This is a genomic window from Alcanivorax sp. (assembly GCF_051117345.1).
Lineage (GTDB): Bacteria > Pseudomonadota > Gammaproteobacteria > Pseudomonadales > Alcanivoracaceae > Alcanivorax.
Genome location: NZ_JBNPEC010000106.1, coordinates 1 through 22,120 on the forward strand (window position 1 = coordinate 1; position 22,120 = coordinate 22,120).

Here is a 22,120-nt window from a genome sequence, read left to right on the forward strand (position 1 = left end):
TCAGCCAACGTTTTCGCGAAATTCTCTTTTTCTGGTGGCGCAATCTTGGCCCGATCTTTCTGGTCACCGCGCCTTTCGCCCTGCTCACCGAAGCCAGCCAGTGGCTGTTTGGCCCCAGCTTTGTATGCCCGGAAGAGGCCGGCGGCGCCCTGCAGTTCAGCGGCATCAGCCTGGCCATCGTGCTACTCAGCCGCCCCCTGGCCGAAGGCGCGTTGATCGCCCAGCTCGCCGCCACCCGCACCGGCAAGCCCGCCGGCCTGCTGCAGTGCCTGGCCGCCGCCTTGCTGGTCTACCCGATGCTGCTGGCCACCTATGCCATCATGGCCGTTGGTGTCTCGCTGGGCTGGCTGGCGTTTTTTTTCCCTGCCCTGTGGGTCTACACCCGCCTGTGTTTCGCGCCTTTCCTGGTCGTCCTGAAGCGCCGCAATCCCATTGATGCCCTGCGTCAATCCTTCGCCATGACAGAAGCCCAGCAGTGGCCGCTGCTGCTGATACTGGTGTTGGTGTTCCTCGCCTATCTGCTGATGAGCAGCATCCTGGCCAGCCTGGTCACCGCCGTCATCAGCCAACCCCAGGCTACCGCCCTGTTAGTGGGCGTGCCGGTCAGCCTGATGAGCGCGTTGGTCAATGTGGCCGTGTTCCGCTATTGGGAAATGGCCCAGGACAGTGCCACGTAGCGGTGACAGGTGGCGGTAACGTTTTCACTTTCCCGCCACCACCATCGGCCGCTTTTCTGCCATAACGGCGTTCGCCCTCCCGGATACACCCGACACCGCCCACTGACGTTTTGTCACCGACTTCGACCAAAGCCGCCATGGCAAGTGGCTGTTTTGATGGCATACTGCCCTGAAGAATAAACCAACCGGGGATATGTCGTGCCACAACACACTATGCATCTGAGCTGGAACACACACGGCGAGGATCACTACCTCTGGCACCTGGCCGATGGCAATGAAGTCCGTGTGGTGGATGGCCATCATGGTCAGCAGGAATTCATGGAACCGGAAGAGGCCTTTATTGCCGCCCTCGCTAGCTGTCATCTGCTGTCGTTTCTCACCGAAGCCGCCCGCGAAGGCCTGTCTGTTACCAGCTACGATGACGCCCCGGAGGCCACCCTCGGCCAGAACGAGCAGGCGATGATCTATGTCCGCCAGGTATTGCTGCAACCGCTGGTGACTTTCAGCGGTGAACAACCGGACGCCGGCAAGATTCAGGCACTACACCAGCGCGCCCACGAGAAGTGCTTTATTGCGCAATCGGTGAAAAGTGAAGTGTTGATCGAGCCGAGGGGATAAGGCAGCTACAAGCTTCAAGCTACAATACGGGCAAGGCCGTGCTAAACGATTGGCGCCACACCCGCGTTATCCACGCTGTAGGAGCGTCGCTGGCGGCGTGATTTGGGTGTCTGTTCAAGCTTCTGGTTTTGCTGGTTAACGAAACCTGTGGAGCTCCGAGATTCCTGATCGCCCTGCGGGCGATTTCCGCGCAAGCGCGGTTCGCTTGCAAGCAAGGTTATTCGCTTCGCGAACCCTTCGGGCCGCACGGAACTACGTGCGTTACTCCGCTGCGCTCCGTTCCTACAGCAGCTTCGTAGCAATGGCGAATCCTGGGAACTTTCCAACCTTTCCCTATCCAACCAGCGTAGCTTGTAGCTTGTAGCTTGTAGCTTGTAGCTTGTAGCTTGTAGCTTGTAGCTTGTAGCTTGTAGCTTGTAGCTTGTAGCTTGTAGCTTGTAGCTTGTAGCTTGCCCCTATTTCCGCTCGTACACCACGAACGAATAATCGTAGGGGTTCGGCCCTTCCGCCGGGAAATCCTCCCGGCCAATCTCTTTCCATTCAGACGTGTCGTATTCCGGGAACCAGGTATCCCCTTCCACTTCCGCATGGACTTCGGTGAGATAGAGCCGGTCCGTTTTCGGTAGCGCCAGCGCATAGATCTCTGAGCCCCCCATCACCACCGCTTCGTCCTGGCCTTCGATAAAGGCCACGTTCTCCGCCATGGTCACAGCCTCTTCCAGCGTCGCCACCACCTTGGCGCCTTCCGCCTGAAAATCCGGCTGCCGAGTGATGACGATATTGGTGCGACCGGGTAACGGCTTGCCCAGAGAGTCCCAGGTCTTGCGGCCCATGATCACTGGCTTGCCAAAGGTGACCTGCTTGAAGTACTTCAGGTCGTTGGGCAGATACCAGGGCAGCTTGTTATTGCGGCCGATCACATTATTGCTGGCCTTGGCGACCATCAGGGAAAGACGAATGGACATTCAAACCTCACTGACACGCATCACCCTTGCATGCACCACGCGTGTCGGCGTGTTGCATGCAAGCGCGCAAGCGTTTCTTAAATCGCCACCGGCGCCTTGATATGGGCGTGGGGCTCGTAATCGCTCAGGGTGAAATCCTCGAAGGTAAAAGCGAACAGGTCTTTTATCTCCGGGTTCAACGTCATGGTTGGCAACGGGCGAGGGTCCCGGGCAAGCTGGGTATCCGCCTGCTCCAGGTGATTGGAATACAGGTGCGCATCACCCAGGGTATGTACGAAATCGCCGGGCTCGAGATCACAGACCTGCGCCATCATCAATGTCAGCAACGCATAGGAAGCAATGTTGAACGGCACGCCCAGGAAGATATCACCGCTGCGCTGATACAGCTGGCAGCTCAACTTGCCATCCGCCACATAGAACTGGAACAGGCAGTGGCACGGCGGTAGCGCCTGCTTGCCGGCGGCGGCGTTGGCATCCGGAGAAATGGACGGGTCCGGCAGCACCGCCGGGTTCCAGGCACTGACCACCAGGCGGCGGGAATCCGGGTTACGCTTGATCTCCGCCAGCACCTCGGAGATCTGATCGATCACCTGACCATCATGGGTTTTCCAACTGCGCCACTGCTCACCGTACACCGGGCCCAGCTCACCCTCCGGGGTCGCCCACCCATCCCAGATCGACACCCCGTTTTCCTTCAGATAACGGATGTTGGTGTCGCCGGACAGAAACCACAGCAGCTCGTGAATAATCGAGCGCAGGTGCAGCTTCTTGGTGGTCACCATGGGAAACCCTTCGCTCAGATCAAAGCGCATCTGATGACCGAACACCGCATAGGTGCCGGTACCGGTACGGTCTTCCTTGAAAGTGCCATGCTCACGCACGTGGCGCAGCAGATCGAGATATTGCTTCATGAACGACTCCCGGAAGGGGTAACAACACGATCATCATGGCGGTAGGCCCACACCATCATGGCGATACCGAGAATAATCATCGGAATACTCAACAACATCCCCATGGTCAGCCAGCCACCGCTCAGGTAACCGAGGTGGGCATCCGGTTCACGGAAAAATTCCACAAAGGTTCGGCCCAGACCATAACCCACCCCGAACAGCCCGGTCACCGCCCCCGCCGGCCGCGGTTTCGCCGAATAGAACCACAGCACGAGAAACAGCAGCACCCCTTCCAGCGCAAACTCGTACAGCTGGGAAGGGTGCCGTGACAGGCGATCCGGATCGGTGGGGAACACCATGGCCCAGGGCGCATCACTGGTGCGGCCCCACAGTTCCGCATTGATGAAATTACCCAAGCGACCGGTGGCCAGACCGATAGGCACCATGGGCACCATGAAATCCGCCACCTGGAAAAAACGCTTGTTGGTCTTGCGGCCGAACAGCCAGAACGCCACCAATACCCCGATGGCGCCACCGTGGAAGCTCATGCCACCATCCCACAGCTTGAACAGCCAGATCGGATCATCGAGAAACTTGCCGAAATTATAGAACAGCACATAACCCAACCGGCCGCCCAGGATCACACCCATGGCGCCGTAGAAGACCAGGTCGCCGACCTGATCTTTGGTCCAGCCGGAGTTCGGCTGCTTGGCGCGGTACACCCCCAGCAGCCAGGCGGCGGCAAAGCCGAGCATGTACATCAGGCCGTACCAGTGCACCTTGAGGGGGCCAATGGCAATCGCCACCGGATCAATCTGCGGAAATTCCATAATGCCTATCCCAAAACCAGCCTGAGGCCGATGACAAACAACACCACCGCGAACACCTTTTTCAGCATCGCTGAAGGCAGCCGGTGGCTGAGTCGCGCCGCCAGTCGCGCGAACGGAAAACTGGTGAGCACTATACCGGCTGTGGCCGGCAAAAACACATAGCCCAGCGCCCCCTCAGGGAGCCGGGTTTCCTGCCAGCCGGCCACCGCAAAGCCCAGGGTACCGGCGATAGCGATAGGCAAACCACAGGCGGACGCGATGGCCACCGCCTCCTGCATTTTCAGGCGGCACCAGCTCAAAAACGGCACCGTCAGCGAGCCCCCGCCGATACCGAAAATGGCGGAGCCGGTACCGATCAGCACCCCGGCCACAGCCAGCCCCACAGACCCGGGCACTCGCTCCGGCAAATTCCCGTCCGGTGCCTTGCGGCCCGTCAGTGCCATCTGCAAGGCAATCACCATGGCAAACAGACCAAACAACCGGGTCAGCAGTTCCCCTTTCATGGCATCGGCGATAAAGGCCCCGGCAAAAGCCCCCAGCACAATGCCCACGCCCAGCCGCAACACCACCGGCCAGCGCACAAAACCCGCCTTGTGGTGGGTGCGCACCGCGCTTATCGAGGTAATCATGATGGTGCTCAGGGAGGTGGCCACCGCCATCTTCGCCACCAGCTCAGCGGGAAAGCCGAGCCCGTGAAACAGAAAAATCAGCGCCGGCACGATCACCACGCCACCGCCCAGACCCAGCGCCCCGGCCAGCAGGCCGGCACCCACACCGACCCCCAGACAAATCAGAAACAGTTCCCACATTGGCCGGCCCTTATGCCAATCACTCGCAAGGCAGGTATGCTAGCACGGCTTATTGGTGACTGTAGGAGCCCACTCCTGCGGCAGTATCGAATACACGCAAGAGACCGGTATGTGTATTGTGCTTTTCGACTGGCAACCTGATTCCCCCACTCCCCTGCGGATGGCCGCCAACCGGGATGAATTCCACGCCCGCCCCGCCGAGCCCGCCCGCTGGCGCGGCGATATCTTCTGCGGCCTGGACCTGACCGCCGGCGGCACCTGGCTGGGCATCCACCGCAACGGCCGTGTCGCCGTGGTCACCAACTACCGGGAACCCATCGCCGACCGGCAAACCGGCGAGCGGTCACGGGGCCTGCTGCCCCTGGCCTTCCTGGAAAGCGAGCAGTCACCGGAAGCCTTCTGCCGGGAACTGGCCGAACAGCAGCACCACTACGGCGCCTTCAACCTGCTGGTGGGCACCCCCGACAGCCTCTGGTATCTGGGCAATCGCGGCGCCGCCGCGCAAGCGGTCACCCCCGGCATTCACGGCCTGTGCAACGGCCTGCTGGATGACCCCTGGCCCAAGGTACAGCGCGCCAAACAACGCCTGGCCAACGCCATCACCGCCGGCAGCAGCCCGGAACAACTCATGGACGTGGTCAACGACCACTACCAGCCACCGGACAGCGAACTGCCCGATACCGGCGTGGGCATGGATCTGGAAAGGCTGGTGGCACCGGTCTTTATCCAGTCTCCCACCTACGGCACCCGCGCCAGCAGCGTGGTAGAACTGCACCGCGACAGCGGCCCGATCATGCTGGAACAGGGCTGGTTGCCGGACGGCAGTCCCAACGGGAGCATCCGGCACAGCTGAATTGCGTTAAACGGCTCTCACTGGCGGCAACTGTCAGCGATTTCCTACAGATATCCACTGATCGGCCTGTTAGCGTTCCCTGCTTTGATCCGGCAAGGAAGCAGGAGAGGCTCATGGTCACGTCATCATTGCGGGCAGCAGACCGGCCGCCCGCCACATCATCCCCTTACATCGCCACCATCACGTACCAGAATGGCGTCCTTCTGGTCACCACGCCGAATCACGACAATCCACAGCCGGTCCGTCATGTTGCCGAAACCGTTACCACCCTGCAAGACGGTGACCGAGTACTTTGCCTGCTTGATGACACCCTCGGGGTGGTGGTCACCGACCGCATCGTTCCCTTAGCCGATAGTCACCCGGGCACGGATCTGGTTACCGAGCTGGACAACGGCCAGCTCCTCTTCGATGCCCCCAAAGGTCTGCTACTGCGCACCGGCGACGCCCAGATAGAGCTGCGCCCGGATGGCACCCTGCTGCTTGATGGGCGGGAAATCCACGCCATCGCTGACGGCATCAACCGCCTGCTTGGCGCCCGCATCGAACTCAACTGACCGCCCCATGCCTGTAGCCATCCGCCTCAGCCACTACGCACTCAACGCCCCCACAGGCACTCACCCGGCCGGGGTTTACCTGGCCTGTCAGGCCGGAATACCGGCGTACCAGGCCGACAGAAACCGGTGCATCCCTGACCCCAGCAGCGGCAAACCTGACCCCATCATGATGGGACGAATCCCCGCTGAACACGACGAGGCCCCGTTCAATCCGCAGCGCCTGCTCCCGGCCCTTGATGCCCTGCTGGACGAGAATATCCCAGCCCTGACAGACAGCCGGATACTGCTTTGCTTGCCAGCGCCGGATCGGGCACGCCATGAACGTCTGCAGCAAGGCCTCATCCCCTGGTTACACAATCGCCTGGCAGAGGCATGCGCTGCCGGCCAAATACGAGTGGCCTGCCCCCGCTCTCTGCCCGAAGCGCTGGCGGAAGAATGGCAGCATCTGCGGCAAGGGCATCTCACCGCGCTCACTCTGCTCGGGGTCGACAGCCTGCTTAACGAGGAAACCCTCAACGAACGACAACCCGCTAACGACGTACGCACCCACAGCTGGAGCCATGGCCGGATACTCTCGGAAGCCATCGCCCTGGTGAGATTCGAGGCAAGCGACACCCTGCAGCCCGGCGACATTACCTGCACCGGCCTTGGCAACCACTCGGCAACCGAAACGGGTCTTCCCCATCAACAGGGCCTGGCCCTGGCCACCGCCGCCCGACATGCCGCGGGCAATGACACCGTTTCCCGTCCAGATCGGCTGGTACTGGCGCGCGCACAAACCCGCGAACACGAACTCAGCTGGCACTCTACCCAGACAAGCCTGTGGCCGGTGCGTCTTTCCAACCGCGACAACCTGGCCATGCGAAAAGGGGAAAAGGAAGCGCCGCAACCGACCCTGCCAGCGCCGCTGCATATCCTGCGCCCGGCACTCACCATCGGCGATAGCGGAGCAGCTTCCCTGCCTGTGGGCCTGATCACCGCCTGTGAAGCGCTGCGCTTTCGCATCTGCCCGGCGAATACCGCCCTGGTGCTGGACAGCCCCGGCGGCCCGCAACATCTGGCCATGCAACTACATCATCAACGACACGAGATCGCCCAACACACCGGTTCAAAGGAAGGAACCCGCCATGAGTAATATCCTGATCAACGGCCTCACCGCTGTTCACGCCGGCTCCGGTGGCACCCTTGTCACCATGGATATCTGCAAGACACCGCCTTTCTGCCAGCCCATCCCCTACAGCAACGTGGCCATGAGCACGGATGCCGCCGGTACCGCCAGCTCCGTACTGGTCAACGGCAATCCGGTTTGCCATGTGGCGTCTACCTTCGCCAAAAGCAGCGGCGACATGGCGGGCACCTGCGGCGGAATCATGTCCGGCACCATTGCCGGGCAGGCGGAATTTCTCACCTTCTCACCCAACGTCTTCGTGGAAGGTCAACCCGCCGTGCGCCAGAGCGACATGATGGTGTCCAACATGCGCAACACCGCACCCGCCCCGCTTCAGCAGGCTGGCGCCGGCCTGCCCCAGGGGATCACACCGGAAGAAACCGAAGAACAAACCACCGAACCGACCCATCGTCTTGATGTGGAAAACCAGGCCCCCGCCCAGCCCCGTCGTCGCCACTTCGTGCGCCTGCGCCGGAGGGTACAATGAACGCCCAAACCCGCTTTCTGGCCGACAATGACACCGTCGGCAACCGAACCCTGGCCTCTTTCCATGTCAACGGGGAAGACGCCTCTGAGCTGTTTCTGGAATTCAACGACAACCGCACCCGCTACCCCGACGCCGTTGCCAAAGGCCTCAAAGAAAGCGGTTATCTGGAAGAAGGCAACGACAACCTCTACCTGATTCCCCTCGGCCAGGGGCTGCCCGTCGTTCGGGGCGACACCAGCACGGACGCCCTCACCGCCCTCGGCCACATCAAACCCGTGCGCTTTGCCGACCCGGAAGGCACCCAGCTCGCGCCCCTACGCGACAACGGCAGACTGTATATTTTTGTCGGTGGTTACCTGTGGCGGGAACTGGTGGTCAGCGACGACGGCAACACCTTCCGCGACATCAATCTGGCCAAGTACCAGGGCTGCGACCAGCGCCCACCGGACGATGGCATGGAAACCGAAACCGGCGCCATTACCGTCCCCCATCGACTCAATGGCGGCCCGGTACTACTGCAAATTGCCTTCTCGGAAATCCCCTGGAGCTGGGCCCTGATCGAAACCCTCGGCGGCCTGGCCAATGAAGACCCCCGCTACCTGCCCGACCTGCCAGAGCATGAACCCTACCAGTGGCACCGCGACAACGTGGACCATACCCTGCGCCTGCAGCGCACCACGCTGCTCAATGTGAATAGTTTCGATGGACAAGGCTCACCAGACACCCTCAAACAAACCGCCCTGATCGGCGCTTGGCAAGCCAACAACCACTACAATCAGCCCGACGAAAACGGACTGCTGCCCTTACCCCAACTCAGCCGCGCAGACATCCAGGACAACCTGGCAGTGGCGGCGCTGCAGGACCCGCTGGGGATTGCCAATAACATGGTGGGACTGATCCAGCTGCACACCGGAGAACTGAAAAGCCATCTGGCATCCATCGAGGGCGCACCAGATCTTCCCGACCTAGCAGACGCGGGTCCTGACTCCTGCATTAACCCCAACGCCATCGACAAGGAAGAACACGGCAAGAGCGCCCTCTATGCCTACCAGTTACTCTTTAATGAAGAACTTCATGAATGGAGCCAAACCCGGCGAGGCCGAAGATACGACGATAAAAGCCCGCACGCCCGTAACCTTCGTGCTGCAGCCTCGCGTATTGACCGCAATGAACTGGAAAAAATTCTCCGTGTTGAAGAACGCCGCGAACTGCGGCAAAACATTCGCAGTTTGCGACAGGCCCTGGTCCACTGGCTGGATGGGAACCTTACCGATGGCAGCCCGGCTAACAGCGACCAGCCACTACTGGTAAGTTGCCAGCAAGCCCTACTGGACCTTGCATGGCTACCCGTTCCCGACCAGAACCAGCACCTCCAAGTGGCCGACTGGGACAGCCCACACACCACGCCGGACTACAGTGCCCTCTGGGCCAGCATCAACGGTATTCTCAGCGGCGCGGGTCCAGATCCATCAGTCATCGACGGCAGCTACGACGCCAACCCGGACCCGGATTATCAACCGGACAACGATCCTCTCCAGACTTGGCTCGCCTCCCTTCTTGAAGACTGTCACCCACTCCATAGCGCACTCTTCCCTGGCCCAGGGCAGATCCCTCTGGAGCAGGACTACCAACCGGACACCCATGAAGAAAACGTTTTTGCCCCACCACAGGGTATCGACTTTCGATCCGCCGCCTTTGCCGCTCTGTTCTCCGGGGAAGAACAAGGCGACGACGATGACTTGGGTGCCTTCGATTATCTGAAAAAGGCGCGAGCCCAGGCCAGCACCACCCTAGCCTGCCTGCTGTTCCACTTTCAGCAGCAATGGCAGAACGCCTTGCAACAAAAGAGTACCGAGCAGCTGGACATGCTCATGAGGCTGACCAAAGCCAGCGGCGAAAAGGACCTTCGCGGCCTGAGGCTGGTCAGGGAAGGGCAAACCATCCCTGAAGGAAAAATCATTATCGAAGCAGAGGCCGCCTTCAACGGCCTGAAACGCCAGGAACGGCGCAGCATTATCCGCCAGGGCGGACTGGATACACCCGGCAGGGCCGCCCTGTTTGATCCCAAAACACTGGACGCCGTAGGCAGCACCGACGTCACGGACCTGACCATCAACCGCGGCCTGCCCCAACCGCTGGACAAAATAAAATGGCAAAATGAGTTCCGAATCGTTAGCAGCGGCGGCCTCGCCCAGGCTAACGCCACGCTTATCACTATCCCCACCACCAGCGAATACATCCGCCACTGGCACCAGCCCGATACCCAGGCCAGCCCAGGCACCACAGCCGCCACTCACACCCTGAAAGCCGCCAGCAAGGTGCTGCCACCGGTTTGGGCGGTGTTGGAGGTTTATAATTTGCAGTCTGCGGCGGAAAGCATTCAACGGAATGGTCTCGGCCTTGATAATGGCAGCAAAGCAATCGTCAGTGGATTCGCTCTTCTCTACGCCCTAACCGATACCGCCATCCAATTATTGGGCAAGGATAAAACGGCTCATCTTCTTTCCGGCTCTCGCACCCGGCAGGCCAAGTGGGCCCGTAAATTGGTGAAAGGCGACAAATATATCCGCCTTCTGGGCGTCAAGGTCAGCAACTTCGGTAGGCTGGGGGTTGCCCTTAGTGGTGCGGGCGCCATCATGGTCGCCTCCGATGCCATAAACCAATGGCAAAAGGCCAACCGAACTCGCGCCGTCGTCCATGGGGTTGAGACCGCCGCCCTAGCCGGGGCCGCCGCCAGTCAGCTTGGTCGGGCCATCGTCAGTAAAATGGCCGAACGAGCAATCCTGCTCCGGCTTGGTCCCTGGGGCTGGGCCTTCTTTGGTGTCAGCATTATTGCCTCGGTAATCGCCCACAGCTTGGAGCTGACCCCTATCGAACGCTGGGCCAGCTACGGCCCCTTCAGCAAGGACAAAGACCTGCGTTTCAGCGAGGAATACCAGGGGCTGGATGCAAAACAGGTCTATCGGGCTCTGCTTTCCCTGCTGCTGGCCCCGCAGGTCAAAGTCCAGCCTGACAGGATCTTCCCGCCCACCAGCGCCCGCGTGGAAATCCGTGCCCCCGCCGTCGGCCAAGCAGGCAAGATCGAACACTACGCCTATTGGCAAGACGGGGGCGGTCGCCACTACCCCCTCAAACCTAGAGGCTGGCACCCCCTGCTGGCCGACGATAACGACCCGGCCAGCCGTATCGGCATTGTTGCCTGGTACGACCCGCCGGAAACCACCGGCAGTGCCGAGGTTATCGTGGAGGCCCGTTACTGGCACCAAGAAACCCAGAACTGGCTGCCCTTCGATCCCAGCAAACCTCAACAGTACCTGGAAGGCGGCACCATCAATACCCAAACCGGTGGCTGGTCCCGGTCACAGCCGATCATCCTCGAAGGCCATACCCCGGCATACCGCTTTAACGGAAAACGCCATGACTGAAACCATAGACAACGCCTACCAGGACACAGCGTATAACAGCCAATCGCCACGCAAGCTAGTGCCTGCCCCGCCTCCGAAAGAACCGGGCGGCTACTTTTCCCGAGTGGCTATGGGTCGCCCCCTACACCTGCCCGCAGGGGCCCAGTGTCGAGAGCCCCTGGCCGAAGACGGCACCTGCATTGAGGACGATCAGGACTTCCTGCGCGGACCGGAGAGTCACCCAAAAGCCTACCAGAACACCGAGGATGCTCCCCATATCAAAGCTGTCTGGCCCACCATGTTTGAATGGGCGATAGCACTACGAACGCTTCGGTATGTGGCGGCCTGGTTTGCTTTTGCGGGGGGGGGCTTTAGCTCTATATATATTTTCTTCGCAGTAGGCTACAAAGAAGCCCTAGGCTTGTTTACTTGGGGCTTCTTGCCTCTTCTAAGCATCTGGCTCCTGCTAAAAATCCTAACTTGGGGCGAGCCTAAACTAAAAAAAGATACCCGCTTCTACCGCCGTACCGGCATGGTCAGCATTTACCAAAAGGGCAAGCCTCGTCGGGAAATCCCCTTCGACGAATTCGATCCACACATGACCACCCGTACTGCCGCTACCGGCTCCACCGGCTTTATGCTGCTACTGGTTCACCGGTACTCCGATCTGGTTATCAGCCATATCAACGACTACCCCGACGAATTCGAGGTCTACCTGGAGTGGGAAAACCTGGCCCAATTTATGGATATCTCCCAGCCCCTCCCGGAAACCCTGATCAACGAACCCGCCCGCCAGTTCGACCCGGTAACAGCCGAACACGACAAAAAAACGGGGCGCCCCAAACACTTCTGGCGGGACATGAACCCCAAAGAACTGGAAGCGCGCTATAAAGCCGCCCGCCAAGCCGCCAAAGACTACCCCTGGGGAAAGACTAGGGAACAGGCTTTGGCCAACGGCTGGAAACCTTCTGAACAACGCTGGCAGAAAAACTAATAGAAACCATCATTGCAAAGGCTGTTTTTGGGTGAGCCAACTTTATCCCATTTCATATAACAGTTAGCCAACGACATTTTAGGGGTAAAGCAATGCCCATATTAGGAAACGGTAAAAGATTGGGAATGCCAATCGGACCTCAATGCGGGGAATATCTCGCCATATTTGATGACAATCTTTCCAGCGGCTTATCAGGAATGGTCAAAGAGAGCTCCTGGACCACCGAGAAATACAGCCACATATGGAGCGAGCCGAATTACATCCCTTTCAATGCCATTTGGGAAGTATCAATGGCTCTCTCTTTATTCTTCTCTATTATCACTCAATTCGCCATGGCACTTTTAATAGTAACAATGCCACTACTTAATGGAAGCCCTATAGAAAACTACCTGCCGTGGTTTATCGTTATAGCACCACTCGTTACCGCCATTGCCACACCCTTCGAGAAAACATCTATAACGGTATTCATAACATTCATAAGCATCCGAATATCCGACTACAACATCAATAAGCCATTTTTCGAAGATGACTTCATGGTATTCATGTTGTCAGCCTCCTTTATTTTCTTGGCCATTTTCGTTTTTTCAACAGTAATGAGCCGATCCTTTAAACCTGAAGAAAAAATGAACACTCTATTTAATCGTAAAACCGGCAAGGCCCATATTTACTGCAAGAAAGAAAAAGGAAGGAAGGAGGTTCCATTTTCCGAGCTTGTTCCGTCAAAAAAATCCTGGAGCACGCCAATGCATCACAGCATTGACCCAGGCCAGACACTGACTATCATTCACAAAGAAACCGGCCTGAGAGCATGCAAAATTGTTGTCAACAATGGCGATTATTATGACCCTCTCCTACGCTGGGAGATTTTTCAGCAATTCATGGACCCCTCTCTACCCCTTCCTGATGTCCCTGAATTCGAGCCCGTAAGGCAATACGACCCTGTCACCAGAAAACATGACCATGACACATCTCGTCCTGCCAATTTTTTTCGGGATATGGGCCGGGCGGAGTCAATACTCCGCTGCAAGAAGGCCAAAGAAGCTGCCGCTGACTACCCTTGGGGAAAGCCCCTCGAACAGGCTCTTGCCATGGGATGGTTACCATCCACCAAGAGGACAAGCGATCAGGAAATTGCAGAGGCGAGAGAGCGAGAAAAAGATACGTTTCAGAACCTAACGTCCGAAATTACGCATAAAAAGTTCTTTAAACGTAGCCTCCCCTTCTTGCTATTCTGCATTTTGTTGATGTTGATAAACCCCTAATCCAGCGGATCACTTCGACACGATATAACGCTGACTACACTGGTCCGTTACCGCCCCAGCATCAACCCTGCATAAAACCGCACCATGTGCGGGTACTGCTCACGGGACAGCCGTTCGTTGTGGCCGTGGAAGCGGGCCAGGTCGTCCTGGCCGAGAGAGACCGGCATAAAACGGAACACCTGGTCGGAGAGATGCTGATAGTGACGAGCATCGGTGCCGGCGATAAGCAGGTAGGGAGCGACCACCGGTTGTTCCGGCAACGCACGCGCCAGAGCGGCAAGTCGATCAAAGGTGGCAGAGGGAATTTCGGTAACCGAGGATGGGTCGGACAAGAAGGCGCCCTTGGACGTTACGCTGATATTTTCCGGTAATTCGTTTCGCAGATGGGCCCGCAGGCTATCGCGGGTTTCGCCGGGCGCCAGGCGGAAATTCAGGGTGGCGTTGGCGGTGGCCGGCAGCACGTTTTCCTTTACCCCGGCCTCCAGCAAGGTGGGCGCCATGGTGGTGCGCAGCAGGGCATTGGTTTCCGGTTTGCTTTCCAGCTGGCGAATAATCAGCGGCTCGAACAGCCACAGGTTGGCAAACACCAGTCGCTTGGCGAAGGGTTGGTGAGGCGCTACCTGTTCCAGCATTTGCCGGGTGGGCAGGCTCAGGGAGGCCGGTCTGGGATGAGTCTGCAGATGGTGAATGGCTGCCGCCAGATCACCGATGGCGGTTCTCTCAGGCGGTCGTGACGAATGCCCCGGCTCGGCCTCCGCCTGCAGTTCCACCGTCATGTAACCTTTCTCGGCAATCCCCATCAGCGCCACCGGGCGATCAAGCCCCAAAGTGCTGCCCGGCAGCATCATGCCACCCTCGTCCAGGATCAGGGCAAATTGCAGGTTCTGCTGTTCCAGCCAGGTAGCCATTTTCACAGCGCCCTCGCGGCCACCGATTTCCTCATCGTGACCGAACGCCAGATACACATCACAGGCGGGCGTCTGACCGTTTTGCAGCAAGGCCTCCGTGGCTTCCAGAATCGCCATCAGGCTGCCCTTGTCATCCAGCGCACCGCGGCCCCAGACAAAGTCGTCGTCGATGACACCGGCAAAAGGAGGCTGCTGCCATTCTTCCGGGGAGGACACCGGCACCACATCCTGATGGGCCAGCAGCAACTGTGGCGGGCAATCGTTGTTACTGTCCCAGTGGTATAGCAGGCTGTGACCGAAGGCTTTCAGGGAAAGGGTCTGGTGGGTCAGCGGAAAACTGTCGCGCAAAAAATCATGGAATCCGACAAAGGCATCCGGCTGATCCGGCAGGGTGGGGAAACGCAGAGCGGCTGCCAATCGCTCCACCATGGCGCCCTCATCCATCACTTGCTGCAATTCGGGCAGCTCAGCAACGCGGCTGTCTGCCTGCGGCAAGGCCAGGGTGTTATAGAGCAATACCGCGAGCAGGATAAGCACCGCCAGCGCCAACAATTGCAGCAAGCGTTTCATTTTCAGCCCTCACGTCTTGTTGTTTTGGGGAGCCTCTGAGTAACTCCTTGCGTACTCAGAGGCTCCCTGACAGGCTCGCTGCTTCGTCAGACCAGCGCCTTGCGGTTGCGCAGCAGCTCGCCCAGCCCGGCCTTATCCAGTTGCAGATCCACGTAGGCGGCGATGACTTCGCCGTTGTCCATGGCCAGTACTTCGTTGAGCAGCTGGCGGGTGAAGCTGGCTTTGACCTGACGCACGGCGGCTTTCACCTTGAGCAGGTTGGAGGCATTCATGGACAGGGCATTGACGCCCATGGCCATCAATAACAGCGCCGATCCCACTTCCCCGGCCATCTCACCACACACGGACACCGGCACGTCTTCCTCGTGAGCCTGCTCGACCACATGCAAAATGGCATGCAGCACCGCCGGGTGATAAGAGTTATACAGCGAGGCCACTTGGCGGTTGTTGCGATCCACCGCCAGCAGGTACTGGGTCAGGTCGTTGGTGCCGACAGACAGAAAATCGACCCGCTGCGCCAAAGCTCGCGCCTGGTAGACAGCCGCCGGGACTTCGATCATCACCCCCACCTGCGGCATGGGAATATCGAAGCCCTCGTCGCGCACTTCCAGCCAGGCACGGTGAATCAGGTGCTGGGCTTCTTCCGCTTCGATCACACTGGTAACCATCGGCAGCATGATGCGCAGGTTATCCAGGCCATCGCTGGCCTTGAGCATGGCACGCACCTGCACCATGAAAATTTCCGGGTGATCCAGAGTGACGCGGATGCCCCGCCAGCCCAGGAAGGGGTTTTCTTCCTCGATGGGAAAATAGCTCAACGACTTGTCGCCGCCGATATCCAGGGTACGCATGGTCACCGGGTGCGGCGCAAAGGCGGCGAGCTGCTCCCGGTAGATCACCCGCTGCTCCTCTTCGGAAGGAAAGCGGTCACGCACCATGAAAGGAATTTCCGTGCGATAGAGCCCCACGCCTTCGGCACCGCGCTCGATGGAGCGGTTGATGTCGGTCATCAGGCCGGTATTCACCTGCAGGGGAATGCGGACACCGTCCAGGGTTTCTGCCGGTTCATCGCGCAGTTTTTCCAGGCCCGCCTGGAGATTGGCTTCCTCGGCGATGATTTCTTCGAACTGCTGCTTGAGCTCCGGCGAGGCATTGGCCACCACCCGGCCACGGAAACCATCGACGATGATTTCCTTGTCGTCCATTTGTTTAAGCGGCAGGTTCTGGGCTCCCACCACGGTGGGGATGCCCATGGCGCGGGCGACGATGGCCATGTGTGAGTTGCGTGAGCCACGGGTCGTCACGATGCCGCGAATCCGCTCGCGAGGGACCTCCATCAGCATGGGCGCAGAAATGTCTTCGCCCAGCAGGATGCATTCATCCGGGAACACGATATGCCGGCGGTTCTGGCTCTGCAGTTGCGCCAGTACCCGCCGGCCCAGGTCGCGCACATCCGCCGCCCGTTCGCGCAGATAGGGATCATCCATCATTTCAAAGTTGCGCACATGGGCATCCACCACGGTGCGCAGCGCCCCCTGGGCCCACTGCCCCTCGCGGATATGAACGATCACTTCGGCGGGCAATGCATGCCGATCCAGCATGCGCAGGTACACATCAAACAGCGCCTGTTCCTCAGCGCCGAGACTCTTGGACGCCCGCTCGGCAAGATCACGCACTTCCTGGCGCACGCGCACCAGCGCATCATCCAGGCGAGCGATTTCCGCGCTGACATCCTCCACCAGACGATCCGGCACGGCAGACAGATCCGCCGCCGGGAACAGCAGCACACCGAAGCCGATGGCCGCACCAGCACAGCCGGGCAGGCCATCATAAAAGCTGGGCAGGTCCGCCCCTCCCGCATCCAGCTGATCGAACAACACCCCGGAAGCATGCGCATGCGCAATCACTGCCGACAATTGGGCGGAGATGGTCACCAGAAACGCTTCTTCACTCTGATCGAAACGGCGCACATCACGCTGCTGCACCACCATCACCCCGAGCACCTTGCCATGGTGCATCACCGGCACGCCGAGAAAGGCGTGAAAGGGATCTTCGCCGGTTTCCGCCAGGTAATGGAATTTCGGATGGCTGAAGGCATCTTCCAGGTTCACCGGCTCTTCGCGCAGACCTACCTGGCCCACCAGGCCTTCCGACAATCCCAGGCTGACATGCCCCACCGCTTCCTGCTTGAGGCCTTCAGACGCCATCAGCACATAACGCTGCTCTGCTTCGTTACGCAGATAAATGGAGCACACCTCGGTGCCCATGGCATCACGGACCCGCTTGGCCATGAGATTCAGTGCGGAGGGAATATCCGCCGCGTTGTTCACTTCCTGGACAATGCGTCGCAGGGTATCAAGCATTGGGGTTGTCTCCCGGTGAGATCCGGTTCTTTTCCTGCTCTTCCCGTTCCCCTTTCAGGGCCGGGGCCAGTTCGCGCAGGGCGCGGGCATAAACGCCGCGTTTGAAATGCACTACCTTGCGAATCGGGTACCAGTAATTGACCCAGCGCCAGGCCTTGAATTCAGGGCTGTCGCTGGCAAACAGGTCAATGGCAGCCTCCTCCGCCGTCAGCCGCAGCAAAAACCACTTCTGCCGCTGACCGATGCAGTGGGGACGATTGCGAGGCCGACGCAGAAAGCGGCGCGGCAGACGATAGGTCAGCCACCCCTCGGTGCTGGCAACAATCTCCACGTGTTCACGGCGTAAACCCACCTCTTCTTCCAGCTCGCGAAAAAGGGTCTCCTCCGGGGTTTCGCCGGGCATCATGCCCCCCTGGGGAAATTGCCAGGCATCACGGTTACCTACCCGTCGACCCCAGAATACCCGGCCATCCTCGCCGGCAATGATGATCCCGACGTTCAGCCGGAATCCCTTGTCATCAATAATGCCTGTCATGGTGTCTCTACGAGCCGGCACACCATTGCCGACTCTGGCTCCTTGTTGGCCCATTAAACCTTGCCGGGCAACCCGCAATCAATGCACAACCGTGCAACATCTGGTCCAGAAACGCTGTATGCACCGCACAGCCACTCCCTATAACTTGTCATTCGCTTCGCATAAAATGTGCCGTTCACGTAAGGAGAGGCCATGACGCTCGCAATTTTCGACCTGGACAACACCCTGATCGCCGGCGATTCCGACCACTTGTGGGGGGACTGGCTGGTAGAAAAAGGCATTGTCGACCAGCAGCATTACAAGGATACCAACGACCAGTTCTACGTGGATTACCAGAATGGCCGTCTGGATATCATGGCTTACCTGCGTTTTTCCCTGAAAGTGCTGGCCGATCATGACATGGCACAGCTGCATTTCTGGCGTGAGCAGTTTCTGGCGGAAAAGCTGGATACCATTTGGCTGCCCAAGGCAGAAGCCCTGCTGCAGAAGCACCGTGACCAGGGCCATACGCTGATGATCATCACCGCCACCAACGATTTCGTCACCGCACCGCTGGCGGACCGCCTGGGTGTCGATCATCTGATCGCCACCGTGGCCGAGTGCAAGCGCGAGCGCTATACCGGTAACGTGGCCGGCACACCCAGCTACCGGGACGGCAAGGTGGAACGGCTGGCAGAATGGCTGCGGGCCAACAATGAAAGCCTCGCAGGCAGCTGGTTCTACAGCGACTCCCACAATGATCTGCCGTTACTCAGAAAAGTGGACAACCCGGTGGCGGTGGATCCGGATGCCACCCTGGACCGGGAAGCACGGGAACAAGGCTGGCCGGTCATCAGCCTGCGCTGAGACTCATAAAAAAGGGGAAGGGGAACCATGCGTTATTTTTTGGCCGCGCTGCTGGCAATGATGTTAAGCGGCTGCGACAACAACACACCTGAACCGGCGCCAAGCGAAGACACCGATATGTCGGCGACGGTGGCAGATATCCCCGCTACCGACTGGCAGCAAAACGCGGATAAGGCCTTTCAGGAGGGTGCCGCCGCGTGGCAACAGGCCCTGAACGATTTCGATCAGCACCGAGAGCAGGCGCAACTGGACGCGCTGCGCGAGCATATGGAAAGCTGGTATGCCGCCTTTGTGGATCACTATCTGCTCGCGGCCAGCCGCGCCTGCCAGCTCGAGCAACAGGAATTGCTCAACCGCATGGACAGCTGGCCGCTCTATCCCGGCTATCTGGATGCCCTGCCGCAATGGCCGGAATCCGGTTTGATCAGTGATCCCTATCTGGAAATGACGCGCAAGTCCCTGCGCACCCAGCACGGCGCCACCGATGCCAGCGAAGCCAGCCTGGGCTTTGCGGCTCTGTTCGTGGCGCTAAATGGTACCGAAGAAACCCCCAAGGCTCTGCCCATGCTGGCCGGCGATGACGAGATCGCCCTGCGTCGGCGACAGTATCTTCAGCTCGCCGCCGAGCAGCTGCAGACCGATGCCAAACTGCTCTCCGTGGAGGCGCCCCTGGATTCACAGTCCCTGAAATGCGGGCTGGAACAAACGCTGGCTCGCGACGCCCGCAAAGACAGCAGCGATCTGGAAGCGGAAGGCCTGTTTATCCCGGCAACCGTGCGCGAGGTGAATACAGAACGGCTGTTGAAGGGCGTGCGCAATATGGATCAGACCACTCTGGAAACCTGGGCAGAAAAAGCACCGGGCATTGAGGAAGCCATAACCGCATCGAAGAAAGCCGGCAGCGAGGCTCTGGCAACCTGGCTTGATCAACACTGAGCAAGTAAAGCCTTTGTAGAAGCGGCGCTCCTACGAAGGCAATCAACACAGGGCTGCACGCTGGGACAAAACCACCAGCACAAAAAAAGCCCGCCGGATTTTCACCCGGCGGGCTTTTTTGTGCTGAACGCGACTTAGAAGTTGTAGCGGCCAAACACACCGTAGGTATCACGGTCGCCACCGACAATAACGCGGGCGCCCAGGTCCACCACGGGGGTCAGCTTGAACAGACCCTGGCCATAAACACCCAGGTCATCGTCGTACAGATCCATGTAGGTCAGGCCGCCGGACAGTTCCAGCTGTTCGGTAGTGGCGTGACGCACACCACCTCGCACTTCAAAGCCGATCTCGTCATCATCACCACGACCCACTTCAATCTCGTCGTAAATAATGTCGGCGGACGTCACGAAATCCAGACCGCGCTGCAGCGGGGTATGGAAACCCACACCACCGGATAGTCGGTGCCCATCCACATCTGCACGACCTGCATCACCATCATAGAAGCCCAGGCTGCCGCGCAGGAAAATATGCTCGTCCAGCGCGAAGCTGCCTTCCGCCGTCAGAGCATCAAGATCCACATCGTTATCCAGATCCCAGCGATCATAGGCAAGCTGGCCGTAGGTGTAGGAAAAACCGTTATCACGGACCATGGAAGTCCGCTGCTCCGCCATGGCCGGTGCAGCAACAGCCAGGGCGATCCCTGACACAAGCAAAGTCTTCTTAAACATAGAAAAGGTCCTCTCAATATTGATAAACGGCATCAATGTGCTCGTACTCTAGTGGTGATATGGAGTCGCTGGCGCACGAGCAGTTCCGTCTTTTTGACAGTTTTATAAAAATTTTCAATGCCGGCGGCAGTTTATAGCACAGGGTTGACCTTGGGGTTACCCTGAAGTTTGACAATCTGTGACAACACGCATGGTTCCGCCCTCACCGGCCTATGGAGATCCAGATGCAGACACAGAAATTCGATATTCAGGGCGCCAGCTGTCAGGGCTGCGTCCGCAAGATTCGCGCGGCGCTTGATCCCATCACCGGTGTCGACGATGTGCAGGTGGATCTGGACGCCCAGCAGGTGACTGTCTCCGGGACCGCCAGCAGGTCCGACGTACAGGCCGCCCTGGCCAAAGCCGGTTATGCCGCTGAAGACAGACCACCAACGGCCCCCGCATCACCCGCCAGCACCAACCGGGAGCAGCAACTCGCCATCACCGGCGCCACTTGCGCCGCCTGTGTACGCACCATCGAAAACGCCCTGCGCAACACGCCCGGCGTCAGCCAGGCACAAATGAATTTCGCCGACCGCACTGCAAGAGTCAGTGGCTCGGCGGATACTGCCGCCCTGATCAATGCAGTGGAACAGGCAGGTTATGGCGCCAGCCCCCTGGACGACAGCGATGACGGTGACGCTCGTGAGGAGCAAGAGCAGCAGCACTATCGCAGGCTGCTGCGTCATATGTGGCTGGGTCTGGGGCTGGGGGTCCCGTTAATGGCCTGGGGTCTGCTCGGCGGTGACATGATGGTGCACCCCGGCGAAGCCAGCCAGTGGATCTGGCTGGGTATCGGCGTGCTGACCCTGGCGGTACTGGCGACTGCCGGGCGCCATTTCTTTGTCGGTGCCTGGAAGGCGTTTGGCAATCACAACGCCAACATGGACACCCTGATCGCCCTGGGCACCGGTGCCGCCTGGCTCTACTCCATGGCCGTGGTGCTGATCCCCGCCGCTCTGCCGGAAGCCGCCCGCCATGTGTACTTCGAAGCCAGTGCCATGATCATCGGCCTGATCAACCTGGGCCAGGCGCTGGAAGTGCGCGCTCGCGGCAAAACCAGCGAAGCGGTAAAACGGCTGCTGGACCTGGGCGCCAAAACCGCCCGGGTGATCCGCGATGGTAGGGAACAGGATATTCCCGTGGAGCAGGTGCAGACCGATGACCTCCTGCGCGTACGCCCCGGGGAAAAAATTGCCGTGGACGGCATCGTCGAAGAAGGCGAAAGCCGCCTGGATGAATCCATGCTCACCGGCGAACCCATGTCGGTAAGCAAGGCGACCGGCGACACGGTCAGTGCTGGCACTCTCAACGAAGGGGGCACCCTACTTTACCGGGCCACCGCCGTGGGCAAGGACACCGCCCTGTCACGCATCGTGGCGCTGGTGAAAAAGGCCCAGGGCAGCAAGCCACCTATCGGCCGCCTGGCCGACGACGTCTCCGCTGTCTTCGTTCCCACCATCATGCTGATCGCCGTGGTCGCCGCCCTGGCCTGGTTCAACCTGGGGCCGGAGCCGCGCATTACCCACATGCTGATCAGCGCCACCACGGTACTGATCATCGCCTGCCCTTGCGCACTGGGCCTGGCCACGCCCATGTCAGTAATGGTCGGCGTCGGCAAGGCCGCCTGGCACGGCATTCTGATTCGTGAAGGGGACGCCCTGCAGACCAGCAGCAAGCTGGA

At 59.4% G+C, this 22,120-nt stretch carries 20 protein-coding genes; 12 read left to right on the forward strand and 8 right to left on the reverse strand.

The window, feature by feature from the left end; all coding sequences use genetic code 11:
* Both ACFE0K_RS06740 and ACFE0K_RS06745 read left to right on the forward strand, forming a co-directional pair.
* Positions 1-677, forward strand: a 677-nt coding sequence (locus tag ACFE0K_RS06740; protein WP_434535331.1) for a hypothetical protein, incomplete at its 5' end; no start/stop codon positions are given.
* Positions 678-875: 198 nt separating this feature from the next.
* Positions 876-1,295 carry an OsmC family protein gene (locus tag ACFE0K_RS06745; protein WP_434535332.1) on the forward strand — a complete coding sequence of 140 codons (420 nt, stop codon included), beginning with the start codon at positions 876-878 and terminating at the stop codon, positions 1,293-1,295.
* Positions 1,296-1,750: 455 nt separating this feature from the next.
* Here ACFE0K_RS06745 and ACFE0K_RS06750 read toward each other — a convergent pair whose 3' ends face one another.
* The 4 genes from ACFE0K_RS06750 to ACFE0K_RS06765 form a co-directional block, all read right to left on the reverse strand.
* A complete protein-coding gene (locus tag ACFE0K_RS06750; protein ID WP_035245295.1) occupies positions 1,751-2,260 on the reverse strand; it encodes a dihydrofolate reductase in 510 nt (169 codons plus the stop codon).
* 77 nt (positions 2,261-2,337) lie between these two features.
* The gene (locus ACFE0K_RS06755; RefSeq protein ID WP_434535333.1) at positions 2,338-3,171 is read right to left on the reverse strand and encodes a thymidylate synthase; all 834 of its coding nucleotides are present in this window, start codon (positions 3,169-3,171) and stop codon (positions 2,338-2,340) included.
* Positions 3,168-3,980 carry a prolipoprotein diacylglyceryl transferase gene (lgt, locus tag ACFE0K_RS06760; protein WP_434535334.1) on the reverse strand — a complete coding sequence of 271 codons (813 nt, stop codon included), beginning with the start codon at positions 3,978-3,980 and terminating at the stop codon, positions 3,168-3,170. Before lgt ends, ACFE0K_RS06755 begins: the two co-directional genes overlap by 4 nt.
* Positions 3,981-3,985: 5 nt before the next feature.
* Positions 3,986-4,789 (reverse strand): sulfite exporter TauE/SafE family protein, encoded by an 804-nt coding sequence (locus ACFE0K_RS06765; RefSeq protein ID WP_434535335.1) that lies wholly within the window; start codon positions 4,787-4,789, stop codon positions 3,986-3,988.
* 109 nt (positions 4,790-4,898) lie between these two features.
* Here ACFE0K_RS06765 and ACFE0K_RS06770 point away from each other — a divergent pair, with 109 nt between their 5' ends.
* The 7 genes from ACFE0K_RS06770 to ACFE0K_RS06800 all read left to right on the forward strand — a co-directional run bounded on the left by ACFE0K_RS06770 (position 4,899) and on the right by ACFE0K_RS06800 (position 13,511).
* Positions 4,899-5,642, forward strand: coding sequence for an NRDE family protein (locus ACFE0K_RS06770; protein ID WP_434535336.1), 744 nt, complete (start codon positions 4,899-4,901; stop codon positions 5,640-5,642).
* 113 nt (positions 5,643-5,755) lie between these two features.
* Positions 5,756-6,196, forward strand: coding sequence for a hypothetical protein (locus ACFE0K_RS06775; RefSeq protein ID WP_434535337.1), 441 nt, complete (start codon positions 5,756-5,758; stop codon positions 6,194-6,196).
* Positions 6,197-6,203: 7 nt separating this feature from the next.
* Entirely contained in the window at positions 6,204-7,331 is a 1,128-nt protein-coding gene (locus tag ACFE0K_RS06780; RefSeq protein ID WP_434535338.1) for a hypothetical protein, read from the forward strand.
* A complete protein-coding gene (locus ACFE0K_RS06785) occupies positions 7,324-7,851 on the forward strand; it encodes a DUF4150 domain-containing protein (protein WP_434535339.1) in 528 nt (175 codons plus the stop codon). Before ACFE0K_RS06780 ends, ACFE0K_RS06785 begins: the two co-directional genes overlap by 8 nt.
* The gene (locus tag ACFE0K_RS06790) at positions 7,848-11,276 is read left to right on the forward strand and encodes a hypothetical protein (protein ID WP_434535340.1); all 3,429 of its coding nucleotides are present in this window, start codon (positions 7,848-7,850) and stop codon (positions 11,274-11,276) included. The genes ACFE0K_RS06785 and ACFE0K_RS06790 overlap by 4 nt, the downstream gene beginning before the upstream one ends.
* Entirely contained in the window at positions 11,269-12,249 is a 981-nt protein-coding gene (locus ACFE0K_RS06795) for a hypothetical protein (protein WP_434535341.1), read from the forward strand. Before ACFE0K_RS06790 ends, ACFE0K_RS06795 begins: the two co-directional genes overlap by 8 nt.
* 125 nt (positions 12,250-12,374) lie before the next feature.
* On the forward strand, positions 12,375-13,511 hold the full coding sequence (locus ACFE0K_RS06800) for a hypothetical protein (RefSeq protein ID WP_434535342.1): 1,137 nt from the start codon (positions 12,375-12,377) through the stop codon (positions 13,509-13,511).
* Positions 13,512-13,558: 47 nt separating this feature from the next.
* On the opposite strand, the gene ACFE0K_RS06805 is transcribed toward ACFE0K_RS06800, so the two are convergent.
* The 3 genes from ACFE0K_RS06805 to ACFE0K_RS06815 form a co-directional block, all read right to left on the reverse strand.
* Positions 13,559-14,989: a M20/M25/M40 family metallo-hydrolase gene (locus ACFE0K_RS06805; RefSeq protein ID WP_434535343.1), complete on the reverse strand. Its 1,431-nt coding sequence runs from the start codon at positions 14,987-14,989 to the stop codon at positions 13,559-13,561.
* Between the two features lie 86 nt (positions 14,990-15,075).
* A complete protein-coding gene (ptsP, locus tag ACFE0K_RS06810; protein WP_434535344.1) occupies positions 15,076-17,352 on the reverse strand; it encodes a phosphoenolpyruvate--protein phosphotransferase in 2,277 nt (758 codons plus the stop codon).
* Entirely contained in the window at positions 17,345-17,887 is a 543-nt protein-coding gene (locus tag ACFE0K_RS06815; RefSeq protein WP_434535345.1) for an RNA pyrophosphohydrolase, read from the reverse strand. The genes ptsP and ACFE0K_RS06815 overlap by 8 nt, the downstream gene beginning before the upstream one ends.
* Before the next feature lie 192 nt (positions 17,888-18,079).
* Here ACFE0K_RS06815 and ACFE0K_RS06820 point away from each other — a divergent pair, with 192 nt between their 5' ends.
* The gene (locus tag ACFE0K_RS06820) at positions 18,080-18,733 is read left to right on the forward strand and encodes an HAD family hydrolase (protein WP_434535346.1); all 654 of its coding nucleotides are present in this window, start codon (positions 18,080-18,082) and stop codon (positions 18,731-18,733) included.
* 27 nt (positions 18,734-18,760) lie between these two features.
* Entirely contained in the window at positions 18,761-19,669 is a 909-nt protein-coding gene (locus tag ACFE0K_RS06825; protein ID WP_434535347.1) for an imelysin family protein, read from the forward strand.
* Between the two features lie 134 nt (positions 19,670-19,803).
* On the opposite strand, the gene ACFE0K_RS06830 is transcribed toward ACFE0K_RS06825, so the two are convergent.
* Positions 19,804-20,397: a hypothetical protein gene (locus ACFE0K_RS06830; RefSeq protein ID WP_434535348.1), complete on the reverse strand. Its 594-nt coding sequence runs from the start codon at positions 20,395-20,397 to the stop codon at positions 19,804-19,806.
* A gap of 224 nt (positions 20,398-20,621) precedes the next feature.
* On the opposite strand from ACFE0K_RS06830, the gene ACFE0K_RS06835 reads away from it, so the two are divergent.
* Positions 20,622-22,120, forward strand: a 1,499-nt coding sequence (locus ACFE0K_RS06835; RefSeq protein ID WP_434535349.1) for an HAD-IC family P-type ATPase, incomplete at its 3' end; no start/stop codon positions are given.

Coding starts and splice junctions, on each gene's coding strand:
- ACFE0K_RS06750 (WP_035245295.1), bottom strand. CDS start 2,260: ATGTCCATTCGTCTTTCCCTGATGGTCGCCAAGGCCAGCAATAATGTG.
- ACFE0K_RS06755 (WP_434535333.1), bottom strand. CDS start 3,171: ATGAAGCAATATCTCGATCTGCTGCGCCACGTGCGTGAGCATGGCACT.
- lgt (WP_434535334.1), bottom strand. CDS start 3,980: ATGGAATTTCCGCAGATTGATCCGGTGGCGATTGCCATTGGCCCCCTC.
- ACFE0K_RS06765 (WP_434535335.1), bottom strand. CDS start 4,789: ATGTGGGAACTGTTTCTGATTTGTCTGGGGGTCGGTGTGGGTGCCGGC.
- ACFE0K_RS06770 (WP_434535336.1), top strand. CDS start 4,899: ATGTGTATTGTGCTTTTCGACTGGCAACCTGATTCCCCCACTCCCCTG.
- ACFE0K_RS06775 (WP_434535337.1), top strand. CDS start 5,756: ATGGTCACGTCATCATTGCGGGCAGCAGACCGGCCGCCCGCCACATCA.
- ACFE0K_RS06780 (WP_434535338.1), top strand. CDS start 6,204: ATGCCTGTAGCCATCCGCCTCAGCCACTACGCACTCAACGCCCCCACA.
- ACFE0K_RS06785 (WP_434535339.1), top strand. CDS start 7,324: ATGAGTAATATCCTGATCAACGGCCTCACCGCTGTTCACGCCGGCTCC.
- ACFE0K_RS06790 (WP_434535340.1), top strand. CDS start 7,848: ATGAACGCCCAAACCCGCTTTCTGGCCGACAATGACACCGTCGGCAAC.
- ACFE0K_RS06795 (WP_434535341.1), top strand. CDS start 11,269: ATGACTGAAACCATAGACAACGCCTACCAGGACACAGCGTATAACAGC.
- ACFE0K_RS06800 (WP_434535342.1), top strand. CDS start 12,375: ATGCCAATCGGACCTCAATGCGGGGAATATCTCGCCATATTTGATGAC.
- ACFE0K_RS06805 (WP_434535343.1), bottom strand. CDS start 14,989: ATGAAACGCTTGCTGCAATTGTTGGCGCTGGCGGTGCTTATCCTGCTC.
- ptsP (WP_434535344.1), bottom strand. CDS start 17,352: ATGCTTGATACCCTGCGACGCATTGTCCAGGAAGTGAACAACGCGGCG.
- ACFE0K_RS06815 (WP_434535345.1), bottom strand. CDS start 17,887: ATGACAGGCATTATTGATGACAAGGGATTCCGGCTGAACGTCGGGATC.
- ACFE0K_RS06820 (WP_434535346.1), top strand. CDS start 18,080: ATGACGCTCGCAATTTTCGACCTGGACAACACCCTGATCGCCGGCGAT.
- ACFE0K_RS06825 (WP_434535347.1), top strand. CDS start 18,761: ATGCGTTATTTTTTGGCCGCGCTGCTGGCAATGATGTTAAGCGGCTGC.
- ACFE0K_RS06830 (WP_434535348.1), bottom strand. CDS start 20,397: ATGTTTAAGAAGACTTTGCTTGTGTCAGGGATCGCCCTGGCTGTTGCT.